This window comes from Pseudomonas sp. LAP_36 (assembly GCF_019456785.1).
Classification (GTDB): Bacteria; Pseudomonadota; Gammaproteobacteria; order Pseudomonadales; family Pseudomonadaceae; genus Aquipseudomonas; species Aquipseudomonas tritici.
This window is the reverse complement of record NZ_JAHZMS010000005.1, coordinates 185,101-202,897: the sequence shown is the minus strand read 5'-3', so window position 1 is coordinate 202,897 and position 17,797 is coordinate 185,101. Positions and strand designations below refer to the sequence as shown.

The following is a 17,797-nucleotide window of genomic DNA, read 5'->3' as shown; positions in this document are numbered from 1 at the left end:
CCTAGTGCCCTGCCGGCTGGTTTTTGTCCGGGCTGATGGCGATGGGTGTGCCGTTGTCCAGTTTCAACTGGCCGGCGCTGACCACCTGCTCACCGGCTCTCAGGCCTTTGCTCACCAGCACCAGGCCGCCGCGCCGCTCACCGGTCTCGACGAACCGCCGTTCGGCGATCAGCAGCGGCTTGCCGCTGGTGTCTTTTTCGACCTCACCATGCTCGGTTTTTTTCTCGGCCACGGCGTACACCGAGTTGCCGTAGAGGGTGTAGGTGATCGCGCCTTCCGGTACCACGATTTGCGGGGCGGGATTGGGCAGCAGCACGTCCAGGCTGGTGAACATGCCGGGCAGCAGCTTGCCGTCAGGATTGGCCAAGGTGGCGCGCACCAGCACGTTGCGGGTGCTGTTCTCGACCTTGGGGTTGATTGCACTGACCTTGCCGGAGAATGGCTGGCCTGGGTAAGCCGACACTTGCACCTGCACGGCTTGCCCGAGGGCGAGCTTGGGCACGGCATGTTCGGGGATGTAGAAGTCGACGTAGAGGCTGCTGATGTCCTGCAAGGTAGCGATCACCGTGCCACTGGCCAGGTAGTCACCCACATCCACCTGGCGAATGCCGATGGTGCCGCTGAAGGGCGCGACAATGTGTTTTTTTGCCAGCGAAGCCTTGAGCTGATTGACCGTGGCCTTGTTCTTTTGCAGTTGCGCGGAGAGGCGGTCGAACTCGCCTTTGGAAATCGCCTGGCTGCCCACCAGTTGGCTGCCGCGACCATAATCCAGCTGGGCCAGCCCGAGGTCAGCCTGGGCGGTTTCCAGCAGGGCGCTTTCCACTGCGCTGTCGAGTTGCACCAGCGGTTGTCCGGCCTTGACCTTCTGCCCGGACTCGAACTGCACCTCCTTGACCGTGCCGGCCACCTCCAGGCTCAGGTTCACACCTTGCAGGGCTTTGAGTGAGCCGACGGATGGAAGGCGCTGTTGCCAGGGTTGTTCGACCACCGTCGCGACCGCCACGCTGACCGCCGGTTTTGGCGTGGAAAAGACCTGGATCTGCTGGTAGATGGAAAAGGCTTTGTAGCCCCCCAGCAGCAGGACGATTAACAGGACGATACCCAACATGATCAGCATGCGACGGCGCAGCATATTCCGGTTCCCTGGAAAACTTTGGCAGACGATTTTTTTGTAGAAGTGTAGTGGGTATTCCAGACGGTGTTTATCACCGGGAACAGGGCCAGGACTGGCCCTGTTCAGAGGGGGGCGTCAGATCAGATGCAGATGGTTATCCCAGAGCCCTGCCGGCAATTCCAACGGTTTTGCTGCCAACTGTTTCTGACGGCAATCGTAGAACCGGCAACGGCCTTGGCCCGAGGTCACGACAAAACCATCCTCGACGGCGCCGACACCGGCACAGTCGGGCAATGGTCCATCCAGGCGCAGCTCGCCACTGTCCATGTCCCAGATAAAGAAGCGGTTGCCCCGTGGGGCGGTCAACGCCACCAGGCGCAATTCGCTGTGCACCGCGACGCTGGCGGTGTAGTGCCCCATCGCCTGCAACTGCTCATCGGCCACTGGGAACGCGACGAAAGGCTGGCCCGGTCGCTTGATCGCCAACAACTCGGAACGCTCCTGGGACGGCCCCATGAACTGCTGCCCGGTAAGGATGGTGCCATCGCTGGCGATCCCCATATGGCGCACGCTGTTCATCTGCTGGCCGAGGGTTTCCTTACTGATCAGCGTACCGTCGCGCTGCATCAGCACGAGGCTCGGTTCCATGGCGTTGAGGTTCATCTCCACGCGGCTTTCGGCTTCGGTACGAATGCCGCCGTTGGCCACCACCAGGGTTTCGCCGTCGGGCATCCACGACACCTGATGCGGGCCGATCCCATGGGTGGAAATCTCGCCACTGTGCACCAGCCGCTCGCCTTCGAACCTGTACACGCCGAGCAGGCCACGGCCGGGGTCGGACGTGTCGTTTTCGGTGGCGTACAGCCAGTCGCCGCTCTTGTGAATGACCGCATGGCCATAGAAGTGGCGATTGGCATGGGAGGTGATGGTTTGCAGCAGCGCACCACTGCGCAGGTCGATCAGATAACTCTCAGTGCCCGGGCGACGGGCAACAAACAGCGCTATGGGCAGCGTCGGGTGGTTGATGATGTCGTGACAGCGCTGGCCGACCTGGGTGGCGAACACTTGCTTGCCGTCCAGGCGATAGCCCACAGCGTAGTGCTTGCCGTCCGCATCATCGCGCGCCGAGAGCAGCAGCGGGCTTTTGTCTTTGCTTTTGAACAGCGTCCAGCCACCCAAGGTGAGCGCGCTGAGCAGCATGCTGCCAACCGCCAAAGCCTGTCGCCTGAGCATCATCAGTCACCGTCGTTGGCATTGAAGCCCAGTTGGATGCCCAGCGCCTTGGCCAGTTCGCCTTCGTGCAGGCGGTGGACAACGTTGAGGCTGTCATAAATGTCGTTGAGCTGCTGGCGCCCGGCGTCGTCGGCCAGCAGTTCGTTGAGGGTACGCTGGTTGCTGTCGAACAGCTTCAGCGAGGCGGCATAGGCGGCATCGATCTTGTCGGCCAACGGCTTCTGCTCGGCAGGCAACAGGCCGCGCAGGCCTTTGTTGTCGACGCCGACCCACACAGTCTGGGCCGCCGCGAGGCTGGCCTCGAGGCTTTGCAGGGACGACTGGCTGCGCCACGCATCGGCCTGGAATGGCTGCGGGATACCCTTGGTCTGGCGGCCCATCGGCGTACCGAGTTTTTTCTTCAGGGTGTCCAGCGCAGTCACCTGGACGCGCAGCAGATCAGCGATGGCTTCGTGGGAATCGGCGTAGCGCTGGTTAGGAAACTTGGTCATCTGCGCAAGCATGCCGTCGGTGCTGTTCCAGCTGGCCAGGATTTCTTCGGCCAGGGCCTTCTGACGGTCGCCGATAGCCACCAGCAGTGAGCAGTAACGGGCTTTTTGGGCGTCGTCGGCGATGTCGGTCTTGGCGTCGTAGAGGATGTATTCGTAGGCCGACAGGCCTTGCACGACCACGCTGGACTTGGCCAGGGCCGCGCCGTCGATCTGTGGCTGGCTGGCGACCAGTTGTTCGACTTGGCGGCCGACCAGGTTCTTCTTGTCCGGCCAGAACTGCACCTGCCACGCACGGTTGCCCTCGGCCAGCGGGCCGATCAGCAGCGGTTGCAACTCGGCCCAGGCCTTTTGCGCATGCAGGAAGTCGGCGCGCGCGGTGTCCAGGCTTTCCTTGCCTTGGCAGTAAGCCAGGGCGCTGACGGCCAGTTGGCGGTCGGCTTCAACCCAACGGCTGTAGGTCGGCAAAATCACTTGCTTGGCGATAGCCGCCGAGGTCACTGCTTGCGGGTCTTGCGGTGAGCAAGCGCCGAGGGCGAGAGCGGCCAGGCTGGTGAACAACAACTTGGGACGGAACATGTCGAGCTCCCTTCTGTAATTGGGACAAGGCTTATAAAGAATTCAGGAACGCCAGCAACGCAGCGCGCTGCTCGGCATTGAAAGACAACACATGCTGCTGCGCCGCTTGTGCTTCGCCGCCGTGCCATAGCACGGCTTCGAGCAGGTTGCGCGCGCGGCCGTCATGCAAGAACTGGGTGTGATCACTCACGGTTTGCGTCAGGCCAATGCCCCACAACGGCGGCGTGCGCCAGTCGCGGCCACCGGCCTTGAATTCGCTACGGTTGTCGGCCAATCCGTCGCCTATATCGTGCAACAGCAGGTCGCTGTAGGGGCGAATCACTTGGCTGGCCAGTTCAGGTTCGGAGGCGGAGGCAGCCGTGGTGAACGCGGGTGTGTGGCAACCCTGGCAGCCCGCTTGATAGAACAGGTTTTTACCGGCCAGCACTTGCGGCGAGTTGACGTCGCGGCGCACTGGCACCGCCAGGTTGCGCGTGTAGAACAGCACCAGGCGCAGAATGTTGTCGCTGACTTCAGGCTCGCCGTCGGGGCCATTGCCATTGGGCGCCTGCTTGCAGGCGACTTGAGCATCGGTGCAGTCATCGAACGGTCTCAGGGACGTGGTGAGGCCCATATCACCAGAAAACGCGTGAACATTTTGTTGATTGAGGTTGGGTTGCCCGGCTTTCCAGCCGAAACGCCCAAGCACGGTTTTTTGCTGGGCGTCGTCCCAGACCCAATTGGCGCGGCCGACGATGGCTTCTTTGTCGGCGGTCTTCGGGTCGGTGTTGCGCAGGATATCGGCGTCGCTGATGGCTTCCAGCAGGCCCAGGCCGATCATCGGCGGGGCGATGCGCGCGGAGAAGCGTGTATCCGGATGCATCGGGCCGTAGCCAAGCTGGGTGATTTGCAGGTCCGGCTTGCGTAGTTCAACTACCGTGCCGTCCTTGAAGGTAACGTTGACCGGCGTGTAGTCGACCCGCACCTTGCCTTCGGGCACAACGCCGGGCACGGCCATGTCTTGCAGTTGCCCGCCGTAGACCGGTTCAGGGACTACGCCGATCTGTTCGATCAGCTTGGCATACGCAGGGCTATTCTCAATGGACAGGCGCACCAGCATCGACACCGCATTCGGTGCGTCGGGCAACGGTGGATGCCCACGGCCGTCTTTTATATGGCAGTTCTGGCAGGCATTCGTATTGAACAACGGGCCCAGGCCATCACGCGCCGTGGTGGTGGACGGCGCGATCACCCAAGGGCTGCGAAAGAAGCTGTTGCCCACACTGAAATCCAGGCGCCGCGTGGCCGACAAGTTGGCCGAAGGCAGGGAAAACGCGTTCTGGTCGCGCTTGTTCACCGTCGCTGCGCCGCCCGCCCGTGATTCACCGGGCTCGGCCTTGGTGAACCTGGGCGCGTCATCGCAGGCCGTCAGGCTCAAGGCCAGCAGTGCTGCGGACAGGCGAAAAAACGGACGGAACATCGAAATCCCTAAGCGAATGCGCAAATTATGGGCGCAAAGTCTAACAGGGCAGGGCGCAATGAATAAGAGCAATTATCGTTTGGTGGCATCCCGATTCATTCCCGCTAGAATGACCGCACATTTTTCTCTGGAGGTGGCCAATGCAGGCTCTCGACGCTTTGCTCAACCGTGTTTCCGTGCCGCGTTTGCTGGAACCGGCACCGACCCAGGAGCAGCGCGACGTGCTGTTCGCCGCGGCCATGCGGGCGCCCGACCACGGGCAGTTGCGCCCTTGGCGTTTCCTGACGGTGGAAGGCGCCGCCCGCGAGCAAATGGGCACGTTGCTGGCTGAGGCGGCGCGCCTGCAAGACGCTGAAGCGCCGCAAGCCGCCATCGACAAAGCCCAGAATGGCCCGCTGCGTGCGCCGTTGGTGGTGGTGGTGATTGCCCGCTTGCAGGAACATTCCAAGGTGCCGAAGTCCGAGCAACTGCTGGCTGCAGCCTGCGCTGCCCATGGGATCCTGTTGGCGGCCTACGCCCAGGGCATTGGTGCGGTGTGGCGCACTGGCGAATTGTCTTACTCGGCGCACGTTGCTCAAGGCTTGGGGCTGGCGGCGGGTGAGGAAGTGATTGGTTTCCTCTACCTAGGCACGCCGCAGAACCCGCCGCGTACGGCGCCGAAGGAAGATGTGGCGGCGTTTGTTCAGGCCTGGCCGGGTCGTTAAGCCACAAGCGATCTAAATGTGGGAGCGGGCTTGCTCGCGAAAGCTGTGTGTCAGTCATGCATGTGCCGACTGACACTCCGCTTTCGCGAGCAAGCCCGCTCCCACATTTTTGATCTTCATTGTTTTGAAGATCGGGTTACACCCGGAACTGATCCATCAACTTCATCTGCTGGCTGGCCAATGCATTCAGTTGGCTGCTGATCGCCGCCGACTCGGTGGCTTGCCCGGTGAGGGTTTCGGTCACGGTACGAATTGCCGAGACGTTGCGGTTGACCTCTTCGGCCACGGCGCTTTGTTGCTCGGCGGCGCTGGCGATCTGCAGGTTCATGTCGCTGATCACCGTGACGGCATCGCTGATCTTGCCCAGGGCCTGCACCGCTTGATGGATCTGCCCGGCATTGCTCTGGGCCTGGCTTTGGCTCGAATGCATGGTCGCCACTACGCCACGGGTGCCGCTCTGGATGCGTTCGATCACCAGGCGGATTTCCTCCACGGAATCCTGGGTGCGCTTGGCCAGGTTGCGTACTTCGTCGGCCACCACCGCAAACCCACGACCGCTTTCCCCGGCGCGCGCGGCTTCGATGGCAGCGTTGAGTGCCAGCAGGTTGGTCTGCTCGGCGATGCTGCGGATCACTTCGAGTACCGAGCCGATCTGCTCGCTATTGACCGCCAGGGCTTCGACTTCCGTCACCGCCTTGCTGACTTCCTCGGCCAGGGTGGTGATGTCCCGTGTGCTCTTTTCAATGATCTGCATGCCTTCACGTGCCGACTGGTCGGCGCCGCGTGCCGCGCTGGCGGCATTGGACGCGCTGTTAGCGACGTCATGGGCGGTGGCGCTCATTTCATTGGACGCCGTGGCCACCTGGTCGATTTCGCGGAACTGCACCTGCATGCCTTCGCTGGTCTGGCGCGCGATGGCCGAGGACTGATCGGCAGTGCCCCGCGCTTCGGTGATGCTTTGCTTGATCTGCGCGATAGTCGGCTGCAGCTTGTCGAGGAAGCGGTTGAACCAGTTCACCAGTTCGCCCAGCTCGTCTTTCTTGGCATAGGCCAGGCGCTGGGTGAGGTCGCCGTCACCGCTGGCGATGTCCTTGAGCATGGCGGCCACGCTGTTGATCGGACGGGTCACGCCGGTGGCGGTCAGCCAGATCAGCAGCAAGCCGAGCAAGCCGGCGGCGGCGCCTACCAGCAAGGCTTTGAAAGTGCCGCTGGCCTGGGCTTTATCGAGCATGTCCTGCAGTTTCGCGGAGTCAGCAAGCATCACGTGTTTGGGCAGTTTGATCAGCACGCCCCAGGCTTTTGCATCGGCGATAGGCTTGACCGCATAGACCGCACGGATCGTATCGCCCTGTTCGCGGTTGACGTGGCTGTCACTGGCAAGCAGTTGCACGATTTCCTTGCCCTCGGCGCCGAGGGTGTCGACCAGGTTTTTGCCGACCTTGGCCGGCTCGCCGCTGTAGGCGGCAATCAGGCCGGTGCTGGAAATGACTTCCAAGTGCGCGGCGCCTTCGAACAATTCCTTTTGTGCTGCATCGGTGAGGGTTTGCAGGCTGTTGAGGGCGATATCGACACCGACTACGCCGATCACTTTACCGTCCACGATCAGCGGCAGGGAGATGGTGGTCATCAGCACCGGCTTGCCGCCCACGGTGTCTTCGTACGGGTCCAGCAGGCATGTGCTGCGGGTGTCTCGTGGGCAGGTGTACCAAATGTTGTAGGGCGTGCCGCTGAGGTTGAGGGCGGTCTTGGTCAGGTCATCCTCGACCATGATGGTGTTCAGGCCTTCGCCACCGGCACGGCTCCAGTAGCTGGAGAAGCGCCCTTTTTCGTTGGACACGCGAGCCTTGTCGCCGATGAATTCGCTGTCCTTGCCATCCAGCCCATTGGGCTCGAACGACAACCAGATACCGAGCACCTTGCTGTTGCGTTCGAAGGTGGTTTTAAGACTCTGGTTGAGTTCCTCTCGCAGCGCGCCGGGGTCCAGTGAGCGCTTGGCGGCGAGGTTGCGCAGGTCCTTGACTTGGTCGGCGAGGGCAGTCACCACCAACAGGTTCTCGCCAAAGGTTTTCTGCAGTTGCACCGCCTGTTCGGCAGCCTTGGCTTGCAGCAGATTCTGCACACTGCTGGTGAGCATTCGCGAGCTTGAATCGCTGATCAGGTGATCGTTCTGATCGGTCTCGTACAGGTTGATGCTGATGATCAGCGCTATCACCCCCAACAGGCAAAGGCCTGACAACAGCACGATTTTCAAGCGGATGGAGAGGGTGTCGAACATAGGTTCACTCGCGAATGGACGTATTGGTATGCAAGCAGCAGAGCCAAGTCCATTCGGCGCTATGTCTGAAACATCGGCGTCATAAATCAATTCATGAGAAGCAAGCGATGAGCGGTAGGAGAATGCCTACAGGCAGCGTTCTGTGGGGCGTGCAAGCCGTTCCGGGCGTGACCAGATCCACAGGTTGCCCAGGCTCATGCCGGCAATCGCCAGGTAGATCGGCCAGCCGTGGTCGAGCATCACCAGCATCAGGATCGCGCAGAGCAGCATGCTCACGGTGGCGCTCACCTTGGCCCGCCGCGCGATGATCTTGCCGTTGCGCCAGTTGGACAGGATCGGCCCGAACAGCCGGTGGTTTTCCAGCCAGGCGCTGAGGCGCGGCGAACTTTTGGTGGCGGCCCAGGCGGCCAAGAGGATGAATTCGGTGGTGGGCAAACCCGGGATGACAATCGCCACTAATCCGATGCCCAGGCTGACGTAGGCCAGCAGGCCGAAGAGGATCTGCGCGATTTTCGAGGTGGATTGGGGTTTGCGGGTCATGGTGAAGCTTATCTGGTGGAAAGAGAGACAGATTGCTTGAGTTGAAATGCAATCAAGGGTGGGAGCTGGCTTGCCTGCGATAGCGGTACATCAGGCACTACATGTGTTGCAGGTACACCGCTATCGCAGGCAAGCCAGCTCCCACATTGATCCGGTTTCTACCGGAGCATTACGCCAGTTCAGGGGCGCTAGCGTACGCCTGTTCCAACAAGACGGTGAAGCGTACAAACGCGTCGACCGCGCCTTTTTCCACTGCGGCTTCCTCTTCGGCGCTGAACGCCAAGGCGTCGAGGGTGCGGGTGAAGCGCTTCCAGCCTTCGGCACGACCGCCGGCCGGTTCACTTAGGTGACGGGCACCGAAGGTTTCGCTCAGGCCCAGGCCCACGGCGCGCTTGATCAGGAACGCAGCGCCGAGCTTTGAGCCCTCGGAAACGAACAGCCAGCCGAGGGCTTCGGCCTTGCTCGGGTTCTTCACGGCGCCCGCCACCGGCGCAGGCACTTCGGTGTCCAGGTCGGCCAGGTCCAGCTTGGCAGCGTCCGCACGGCAGCGCTCCGCCAGGTCCGGCACGATCTTGATCAGTTCGGCATCGTTGTAGAGGGCCACCAGTTCCGACTGGAACAGATACTGCGCCACCACGAAACGCGCGAAGTTGGCCTGTGTCTCGAACGGCGCGTGGGCTTTGACCAATGCGTCGAGCTTGGTGTGCGGCTCGTTCGTGATCTGGTTCAGGCGCTGGGAGCGCAGGCTTGGACGTTCTGCGGTAGGAGAAGCGGTCATGAATAAGTCCTTGAGAAGGGGAGCGCCTTATTGCTCTTAAAGAGAGCGGTTATCAACTAGACGAACAAGAAGACGCGGCACAGTAAAAAATCCTCACCCCGGCGATGAAATTTCGACGAGGTGAGTGGTGCGCGTTAGATGTCCCAGACCACGTTGATCGCAAAGTTGCGACCCGGCTGGGTCAGGCGGTCGAGGTTGGCGGGCGAGGTCACACCGGCCTCGCCGACGCCGTCGTAGCTGCGCACGTCATCCCAGTTCCAGTACTTCTTGTCGGTCAGGTTGTAGAGACCACCGTTGAGGGTCACGTCGTGGGTGACCTTATAGAAGGCGGTCAGGTCGACAATGCCGAAGCCTGGGGTCTTGAAGGGGCCAGTGGTGCTGCCGTCAGGCGCATGGAAGGTGGTGCTGTCGACGCGATTCTGTTTTTTCACCAGGGTCCAGCTCAGCAGGCCACCGTAGTTGTCCTGGTCGTAGCCCAGGCCGAATACGCCCTTGAGCGGGTTGACGCTGTTGAGCGCCTCGCCATTATCGTCGTTGCGGCCATAGGTGTAGCCAACCGAACCCTGGGTGTACAGGCCTTGCGGTGCGCCAAACGCGTCAAGGTTCAGGCGCCCTTTGGCTTCGATCCCCTTGATGGTAGCGTGCTTGATGTTGTTGGCTTCGAATTGCTGTGAGGTACTGCCGGCGACGGAGGCGTCCTCGTCGATGAAATTGCGGTATTTGTTGTAGAACACGGCGATATCAAACGAACCGGAATCGAAGTTGCCACGAATCCCGGTTTCCACGCCTTTGCTGCTTTCCGGCTTGAGGTCCGGGTTGGGCTCGACGGTGTAGCCCTGCTGCAGGTTTTCGAAGCGGCCGTACAAGGCTTTGGCTGACGGTGTGCGGAAACCTTCAGCGTATTGACCAAACCAGGTGTAGTGATCGGTCAGCGCGTAGGTCAGGCCGAATTTGGGCGTCACACGGTGCCAGGTTTTTTCCTTGTCACTGTGGGCGTAGATCCGCGTCGGGTCGACTGTGTTGAGGAACTCTTCAGTCAACTTGGGCTTGAGTTGGGTGTAGTCATAGCGCACCGCGGGCAGGAAGGTCCACTTGTCCCAGGTGATCTGGTCCTGCGCGAACAGCGAGTAAGTGTTGATAGTCGGGTCCGGGAAGTCGCTGGCTTTTTTCACGCTGTCGCTGGCAATCGGGCTGGGCGCGCCGATGGCCGTGCAACCGCTGCCGACCGCCAGGCAGGTCGCCGCGCCTTCGCGGGAGCCGGTAACCTTCTGTTGTTTGAGGGTGGTGCCATAGGTCAGTTGGTGATCGGTTTCACCCAGGCTGAAGGCCTTGTCCAACTGTGCGTCGAACACCCACTGTTTTTCTTCATAAAGGGTTTCGCGGGTGCGCAAGACACGCCGTGATGGCTGGTAGATCTCGGCAGTGGTCTGGTCGGTCTTGGCGATCTGGTAGTTGAGGCTAGTCTTGATGTGATCGGCAATCGGCGATTCGAGGGCGAAGCGGTTTTCGATACCGAAACGTTCGCGGGTGATGGTGTCGTTGCCCGACCGCGCCCGGTAGAAGTTGAAGCCGCGCCCGCCTGTGAATGGGCCGCCCACGGCATTCTTGAGGTTGACGTCGCGATCGTCCTTGAACTTCTCGTAAGTTAGGCCCAGTCGGTTGTCATCGCGATAATTCCAACCCAGCTTGGCCAGCACGTTGGTGGTGCGCGCATCTTCGGGGTTGGCGCCGGTACGCGCCAGGCCCGTGGCGTTGTTGCCGTCGTAGGATTCCATTTCGTGACCATTACGTTGGCTCAAGTGCAGCAAGCCGTCGAAGTCCTGCACGCGCCCGGCGACGGTGCCAGAGGTCAACCAGCTCTCGTCGGCGGAGCTGTAGCCGGTCTTCAGGCGGGCGCCGAAGTCCTGGCCGGGCTTGATGATGTCATCCGGGTCGAGGGTGAAATAGCTGACGGCGCCACCAATGGCGCTGCTGCCATATAGGGCCGAGGCCGGGCCGCGCAGGATTTCCACGCGCTTGACGATTTCCGGGTCCACGTAATTGCGGCGGGTCTTGGCGTAAGGGCCGTTGAAGAAATTGTCCGGCACTTCCACGCCATCCACCTGGGTGAGGATGCGGTCGCCGTCAATGCCACGAATGTTGTAGCCCGAGTTGCTCGCACGGCCGCCGGCGCCGCCTACTGAGACGTTGGGCTCGTAACGCACCAGCTCGCGAATGGTGTTCACGTTCTGGCGGTCCAGCTCCTCACGTTCATGCACGGTGACGCTGCTCGGCACGCTGGTTACATCCTGCTCGTTACGGGTGGCGCTGATGGTCACCTGTTGTAGGTTGAGCGTGCTGCCCGCTGCGCGCTTTTCCAGGACGATGTTGTTATTGCCCAGTTTGCGGTAGCTCAGGTTGGTCCCCACCAACAGCCGGTCCAGGGCTTTTTCCGGCGACGTTGAGCCGCGTACGCCAGGCGACGATACGCCCTGGCCCAGTTCCGCCGGCAGGCCGACTTGCCAGCCGGTGACGGCGGTAAAGGCGTTGAGTGCCGAGACCAGCGGCTGCTGCTCGATGCTGAAGGTGTAATTGCCATGGCTGCGCGGCGCAGGTTCGGCAGCAGCGGCCGTCATCACTGGCGCAGCTGCCAGCAGGATAGCCGCCGTCAGCACGGACAGGACGGGCGAGGAGGACCGGCGGTTGAAACAAGAGGACATCGAGAGCGCTCCGGGATACGAATCTTATAGTTGCGAACCGAGACAAATAGGAATCAGTTGCATTGGCTAAGACGAGACGTACCACCGTCAGCTATCGAGTAAAAATAATTCTCATTTAGTTCAGGATCACCAGCGCCGGGTATTCCGACAACTTGGCCGAGGTGATGTGAGCCAGTGAACGCACGACGTCCAGGGGCTGGTCGAGGCGATAATTGCCGGTGACGGCGACGTTGGCGAGCCGGTCGTTGGTGTTGACGATCCAGCCAGGGTAATAGCGGCGCAGTTCGGCGAGCACTTCGCTCATCGGGCAGTTTTCGAAGATCAGCCGGCCTTGTACCCAGGCCAGGTCTTTATTGGCATCCAGCTTGGCAGGCTGGCCGAAGCCCTTGGGCCCGATGCGGATACTTTCACCGGCGCTCAGGCGCACGCGGGCATCGTCGAAGGTATTGCTCAGGTCGACATCGCCGCGCTGCACTTGCACTTGGGCTTCACCGTTGAGGTAGCGCACGGCGAAAGTGGTGTCGCGTACGCTGGCACGTACGGGGCCGGCGTCGATTTCCAGGGGCAGGCCATGATTGGGCACGACTTCGAAAAACGCCTCGCCCTGATACAGGCGGGCGATGCGCTGGTGGTCCTTGATGCTGCTGGAAAACGCCGAGTTGGTGTTGAGCAACACCTTCGAACCGTCGTCCAATTGCAGGCGCTGGCGTTCGCCCACCACGGTGAGGTGGTCAGCTTGCAGACGTACCGGCAGGTTGCTGAAGCTGAACAGGCCGATCAACAGCACGGCGGCGGTGGCCAACGGTTTCCAATGCGGTTTGACCCGGCGCCAGGCGCTGGGCTTGCGTGGCACGGCCAGTGCAACGGCGGCGCTGTGTACCGGCGCTCCACCCCAGGCGGCCTGGGCCTTGTCGAAGGCGCGGACGTGAGCCGGGTCACGCATCAGCCAGGCTTCAAATTCGGCCTGCTGCCCGGGCTTCGGGCACTGCAAGGCGATCAGCCAGTCGAGGGCTTGGTCCATAGCCGTGTCTTGCAACACCTCATGAGCCAGCTCATGGGGCCGCAGTTTATTCGGGTCCGTCACGGTGTTCCTCGGGTCTTCGCCACGTTCTATTCAACTTTCGTACAGCCTGTGCCGACGCATCTGTCGGGTGAAGCTTAAGGCCGATCCAGCCGTTCGGCCACACCTACACAGATGGCCATGATCAATTTCAGTTCCTTTTGCACGGTGCTCAAGGACACGTGTAACTGATCAGCAATCTCCTGGTAGCTGCAACCATGCAGGCGGCTGAGGATGAAAATCTGCTGCTGACGGGCGCTCAACTGGCCCAGGCTGACGCTCAGGGCCTCAAGCATTTGCTCGGCCTGGGTGGCGTCCTCTGGTGTACTGATAGGGGCGGCGACGCTTTGCAGAACGTCCAGCGGGACATCTTCCTGCAACGTGCGGGCCTGGATCCGACGCGCGCGCAGGTGATCCAGCGCCAGGTTGCGCGCCGTCTGATAGACAAAGGGTTCAAGGTGATCGATCGGCCGCTCGCTCAGGGCCCGGGTGACGCGCAGGTAGGTTTCCTGCAACAGGTCCTCGGCGGTGCTGTGGTTATTCACCATCCGCTGCAAGGTGCGAAGCAGAATCACCCGTTGGGTGAGAAAGACATGGTTGAAGCGAGATTGGCTCACAGTGATACCAGACCGATATACAGTTAATGATAATGCTTATCATCAACTCAAATGGCAAGGGGCACTTTGAGCGGGTTTACGGATCCCTGTGCGAACCAGGCTTATGTGGGAGCTGGCTTGCCCGCGATAGCATCACCTCGGTCTGACTGAAACACCGAGTTGCCTGCATCGCGGGCAAGCCCGGCTCTCACAAAAAACCGGCTCCCACAAGCGATCTGCGTTGCCCGATTACTCGGCGTTGCACAGCGCCAGGCAGTTATCCAGCATACGGTTGGAGAAGCCCCACTCGTTGTCGTACCACGCCAGCACTTTCAGCAACTTGCCACTGACCTTGGTGTGATTGGCATCGAAGATCGACGACAGCGGGTTGTGGTTGAAGTCACTGGAAACCAGCGGCAGGGTGTTGTAGCCGAGGATCTTCGAGTGCTGGCTGGCTTCTTTGAGCAGCGCGTTGACCTGTTCGGCAGTGGCTTCTTTCTTCAGCTGTACGGTGAGGTCCACCAGCGATACGTTGATCACCGGTACCCGCACGGCCATGCCGGTCAGCTTGCCCGCCAGTTCCGGCAGCACCAGGCCGACCGCTTCAGCCGCGCCGGTCTTGCTTGGGATCATGTTCTGGGTGGCCGAACGCGCGCGGTACGGGTCGGTGTGGTAGACGTCGGTGAGGTTCTGATCGTTGGTGTAGGCGTGAATCGTGGTCATCAGGCCGCTTTCGATACCCAACTCGCGGTGCAGCACTTGGGCCACAGGCGCCAGGCAGTTGGTGGTGCACGAGGCGTTGGAGATGATCTGGTGGGATTGACGCAAAATGTCATGGTTCACGCCGTAGACCACGGTGGCGTCCGCGCCCTTGGCCGGTGCAGAGATGATCACCTTGCGCGCGCCAGCGGTAATATGGGCGGCAGCCTTGTCACGGTCAGTGAACAGACCGGTGCATTCGAACACCACGTCGATCTTGTGCGCAGCCCACGGCAGGTCGGCCGGGTTGCGAATGGCACTGACGGCAATCCGGTCACCATTGACGGTCAGGCTTTCCTGATCGTGGGCGACCTCTGCTTCGAAAGTGCCATGCACGGTGTCGTATTTGAGCAGGTGGGCGTTGATCGAACTGTCGCCCAGATCATTGATGGCGACGATCTGCAAATCCTGGCGGTAGCCTTGGGTATACAGTGCGCGCAGGACATTACGGCCGATACGGCCAAAACCATTGATTGCGATACGAAGAGTCATTGGAGAGTGCCTGTCGTCGATTTGTTGTAAGAATTACAAGATTATTCGCATAAAAATAGAAAACAAGCCTTTTTAGTGGCAATATTTTGTTCAATCTACAACGAGTGACCTGAATCAACTGGTCCGATGATCCAAATGCCTCCCTGCCATCCCATGCGCTGCGGGCGTTTGATCAACCCAGGAACGAGGGTCGCCACATCCGTTAGCCTGGAGTTCTACACATGCATCCCCGCGTTCTTGAGGTCACCGAACGGCTTATCGCCCGCAGCCGCGCCACTCGCGAGGCTTACCTTGCGCTCATTCGCGGTGCAGCCATCGACGGTCCGATGCGCGGTAAGCTGCAATGCGCCAACTTCGCCCACGGCGTGGCCGGTTGCGGCACTGAAGATAAAAATAGCCTGCGTATGATGAATGCCGCCAACGTGGCAATTGTTTCGTCATATAACGACATGCTCTCGGCGCATCAGCCGTACGAACACTTCCCGGAACAGATCAAGAAAGCCCTGCGCGAAGTCGGTTCGGTCGGCCAGTTCGCCGGTGGCACCCCCGCCATGTGCGACGGCGTGACCCAAGGCGAGCCCGGTATGGAGCTGAGCCTGCTCAGCCGTGAAGTGATTGCCATGTCCACGGCGGTAGCGCTGTCCCACAACATGTTCGATGCCGCGCTGATGCTCGGCATCTGCGACAAGATCGTCCCCGGCCTGATGATGGGCGCACTGCGCTACGGCCACCTGCCGATGATCTTCGTCCCGGGCGGCCCGATGCCGTCGGGCATCTCCAACAAACAGAAAGCCGATGTGCGCCAGCGCTATGCCGAAGGCAAGGCGACCCGCGAAGAGCTGCTGGAATCGGAGATGAAGTCCTACCACAGCCCTGGCACCTGCACCTTCTACGGCACTGCCAACACCAACCAGTTGCTGATGGAAGTGATGGGCCTGCACTTGCCAGGCGCCTCGTTCGTCAACCCGTACACGCCGCTGCGTGACGCACTGACCCGCGAAGCCGCGCACCAGGTCACGCGCCTGACCAAGGCCAACGGCAGCTTCACGCCGATCGGCGAGATCGTCGACGAGAAGTCCATCGTCAACTCCATCGTCGCCCTCAACGCCACCGGCGGTTCCACCAACCACACGCTGCACATGCCGGCTATCGCCATGTCGGCGGGCATTATTCTCACCTGGCAGGACATGGCCGACCTCTCCGAGGTGGTGCCGACCCTGTCCCACGTGTATCCGAACGGCAAGGCGGACATCAACCACTTCCAGGCGGCGGGCGGCATGTCGTTCCTGATCCGTGAACTGCTTGAAGCCGGCCTGCTCCATGAAGACGTCAACACCGTGGCCGGCAAGGGCCTGAGCCGTTATATCCAGGAACCGTTCCTGGTGGATGGCGAGCTGGTCTGGCGCGACGGTCCGATCGAAAGCCTCGACGAAACCATCCTGCGCCCCGTGGCCCGTGCGTTCTCGCCGGAAGGTGGTTTGCGTGTGATGGAAGGCAACCTCGGCCGTGGCGTAATGAAAGTCTCGGCGGTAGCCCTCGAGCATCAAATTGTCGAAGCACCCGCCGTGGTGTTCCAGGATCAGCAGGACCTGGCCGACGCCTTCAAGGCCGGCCAGCTGGAAAAAGACTTTGTCGCGGTGATGCGCTTCCAGGGCCCGCGCTCCAACGGCATGCCGGAACTGCACAAGATGACGCCATTCCTCGGCGTGTTGCAGGACCGCGGTTTCAAAGTTGCGCTGGTGACAGACGGGCGTATGTCCGGCGCGTCGGGTAAGATCCCCGCCGCGATTCACGTTAACCCCGAAGCCCACAGCGGCGGGCCACTGGCGCGGGTGCGCGATGGCGATATCATTCGCGTGGATGGCGTGAAAGGCACCTTGGAGCTTAAGGTAGACGCCGAAGAATTTGCAGCGCGCGCACCTGCCACGGGCCTGTTGGGCAATAACGTGGGAGCCGGTCGTGAGCTGTTTGCATTTATGCGCTTGGCCGCAAGCTCCGCAGAGCAGGGCGCCAGCGCCTTTACCTCTGCCCTGGAGACGCTTAAGTGAAGCTAGCGCTGGTCGGTGATATCGGTGGAACCAACGCGCGTTTCGCGTTGTGGCGGGACCAGGCGCTGCATTCGATCCGCGTGCATGCCACGGCGGATCATTCCAGCCCCGAAGAGGCGATCAAGGTTTATCTCAAGGAAGAAGGCCTGGAAATCGGTGACATCGGTGCGGTGTGCCTGTCGGTGGCCGGGCCGGTGAGTGGGGATGAATTTAAATTCACCAACAATCACTGGCGCCTGAGTAAGACTGCTTTCTGTAAAGCCTTGCAGGTGGATGAGCTGCTACTAGTCAACGACTTCTCGGCCATGGCCCTAGGCATGACGCGCTTGCAGCCCGACGAGTTTCGTGTGGTCTGCGAAGGCACGCCGGAGCCGTTGCGCCCGGCGGTGGTGATTGGTCCTGGCACCGGCCTGGGTGTTGGCACATTGCTGGATTTGGGGGGCGGGCGTTTCGCCGCATTGCCGGGCGAGGGCGGCCATGTCGACCTGCCTTTGAGCAGCCCGCGGGAAACCCAGTTGTGGCAGCACATCTACAGCGAGATCGGCCACGTCAGCGCCGAAACCGCCTTGAGCGGAGGCGGCTTGCCGCGCCTGTATCGAGCGATTTGTGCAGTGGACGGTCACACCCCGGTGCTGGACACGCCCGAAGCCATCACGGCCGCAGGCCTGGCCGGCGACCCGGTGGCGATGGAAGTGTTAGACCAGTTCAGCATCTGGCTGGGCCGAGTAGCCGGCAACAACGTGCTGACCACCGGCGGGCGCGGTGGCGTGTACATCGTGGGCGGCGTGATACCGAGGTTTGCCGACTTCTTTATCCGCAGCGGTTTCGCCAAGAGCTTTGCGGACAAAGGCTGCATGAGCGACTACTTCAAGGGCATTCCGGTGTGGTTGGTCACAGCCCCGTATTCCGGGTTGACCGGGGCTGGCGTGGCGTTGGAGCAGGCGTTTGCGTAGGCCGTGATGGCCCCATCGCA

Annotated in this window: 13 protein-coding genes and 2 pseudogenes; 3 read left to right on the top strand and 12 right to left on the bottom strand. The window is 61.2% G+C overall.

Annotated features, from left to right (window positions below; genetic code table 11):
- Position 1 precedes the first annotated feature (1 nt).
- The 4 genes from JBO08_RS18060 to JBO08_RS18045 all read right to left on the bottom strand — a co-directional run bounded on the left by JBO08_RS18060 (position 2) and on the right by JBO08_RS18045 (position 4,873).
- Complete coding sequence (locus tag JBO08_RS18060) at positions 2–1,132, bottom strand: efflux RND transporter periplasmic adaptor subunit (RefSeq protein WP_065874586.1); 1,131 nt, start codon at positions 1,130–1,132, stop codon at positions 2–4.
- A gap of 117 nt (positions 1,133–1,249) precedes the next feature.
- Positions 1,250–2,347, bottom strand: coding sequence for a DUF1513 domain-containing protein (locus JBO08_RS18055; RefSeq protein WP_220074438.1), 1,098 nt, complete (start codon positions 2,345–2,347; stop codon positions 1,250–1,252).
- A 2-nt stretch (positions 2,348–2,349) separates the two neighbouring features.
- Entirely contained in the window at positions 2,350–3,414 is a 1,065-nt protein-coding gene (locus tag JBO08_RS18050; RefSeq protein ID WP_065874588.1) for an imelysin family protein, read from the bottom strand.
- A gap of 31 nt (positions 3,415–3,445) precedes the next feature.
- Positions 3,446–4,873, bottom strand: a complete 1,428-nt coding sequence (locus JBO08_RS18045; RefSeq protein ID WP_220074392.1) for a di-heme oxidoredictase family protein — start codon at positions 4,871–4,873, stop codon at positions 3,446–3,448.
- Positions 4,874–5,013: 140 nt separating this feature from the next.
- On the opposite strand from JBO08_RS18045, the gene JBO08_RS18040 reads away from it, so the two are divergent.
- Positions 5,014–5,577 (top strand): NAD(P)H nitroreductase, encoded by a 564-nt coding sequence (locus JBO08_RS18040; RefSeq protein WP_220074391.1) that lies wholly within the window; start codon positions 5,014–5,016, stop codon positions 5,575–5,577.
- Between the two features lie 136 nt (positions 5,578–5,713).
- On the opposite strand, the pseudogene JBO08_RS28500 reads toward JBO08_RS18040, so the two are convergent.
- From JBO08_RS28500 to gap, 8 genes and pseudogenes are all read right to left on the bottom strand, one after another.
- Positions 5,714–6,238, bottom strand: a pseudogene (locus tag JBO08_RS28500) (methyl-accepting chemotaxis protein); the annotation flags it as partial.
- 381 nt (positions 6,239–6,619) lie between these two features.
- Positions 6,620–7,711 (bottom strand): annotated as a pseudogene (locus tag JBO08_RS28495) (chemotaxis protein); the annotation flags it as partial.
- A gap of 267 nt (positions 7,712–7,978) precedes the next feature.
- Entirely contained in the window at positions 7,979–8,392 is a 414-nt protein-coding gene (locus tag JBO08_RS18030) for a YbaN family protein (RefSeq protein WP_065873633.1), read from the bottom strand.
- Positions 8,393–8,561: 169 nt separating this feature from the next.
- Entirely contained in the window at positions 8,562–9,170 is a 609-nt protein-coding gene (locus JBO08_RS18025; protein ID WP_065873632.1) for a biliverdin-producing heme oxygenase, read from the bottom strand.
- Positions 9,171–9,304: 134 nt separating this feature from the next.
- Positions 9,305–11,869: a TonB-dependent receptor gene (locus JBO08_RS18020; protein ID WP_220074389.1), complete on the bottom strand. Its 2,565-nt coding sequence runs from the start codon at positions 11,867–11,869 to the stop codon at positions 9,305–9,307.
- 115 nt (positions 11,870–11,984) lie between these two features.
- Positions 11,985–12,953 (bottom strand): FecR domain-containing protein, encoded by a 969-nt coding sequence (locus tag JBO08_RS18015; RefSeq protein WP_220074388.1) that lies wholly within the window; start codon positions 12,951–12,953, stop codon positions 11,985–11,987.
- Positions 12,954–13,027: 74 nt separating this feature from the next.
- The gene (locus JBO08_RS18010; RefSeq protein WP_065873629.1) at positions 13,028–13,546 is read right to left on the bottom strand and encodes an RNA polymerase sigma factor; all 519 of its coding nucleotides are present in this window, start codon (positions 13,544–13,546) and stop codon (positions 13,028–13,030) included.
- Positions 13,547–13,774: 228 nt separating this feature from the next.
- On the bottom strand, positions 13,775–14,776 hold the full coding sequence (gap, locus tag JBO08_RS18005; protein ID WP_049711713.1) for a type I glyceraldehyde-3-phosphate dehydrogenase: 1,002 nt from the start codon (positions 14,774–14,776) through the stop codon (positions 13,775–13,777).
- Positions 14,777–14,997: 221 nt separating this feature from the next.
- Here gap and edd point away from each other — a divergent pair, with 221 nt between their 5' ends.
- Together edd and JBO08_RS17995 are read left to right on the top strand one after the other, a co-directional pair.
- Positions 14,998–16,824 carry a phosphogluconate dehydratase gene (edd, locus tag JBO08_RS18000; RefSeq protein WP_065880975.1) on the top strand — a complete coding sequence of 609 codons (1,827 nt, stop codon included), beginning with the start codon at positions 14,998–15,000 and terminating at the stop codon, positions 16,822–16,824.
- Positions 16,821–17,777, top strand: a complete 957-nt coding sequence (locus tag JBO08_RS17995; RefSeq protein ID WP_065873627.1) for a glucokinase — start codon at positions 16,821–16,823, stop codon at positions 17,775–17,777. The genes edd and JBO08_RS17995 overlap by 4 nt, the downstream gene beginning before the upstream one ends.
- Positions 17,778–17,797 lie beyond the last annotated feature (20 nt).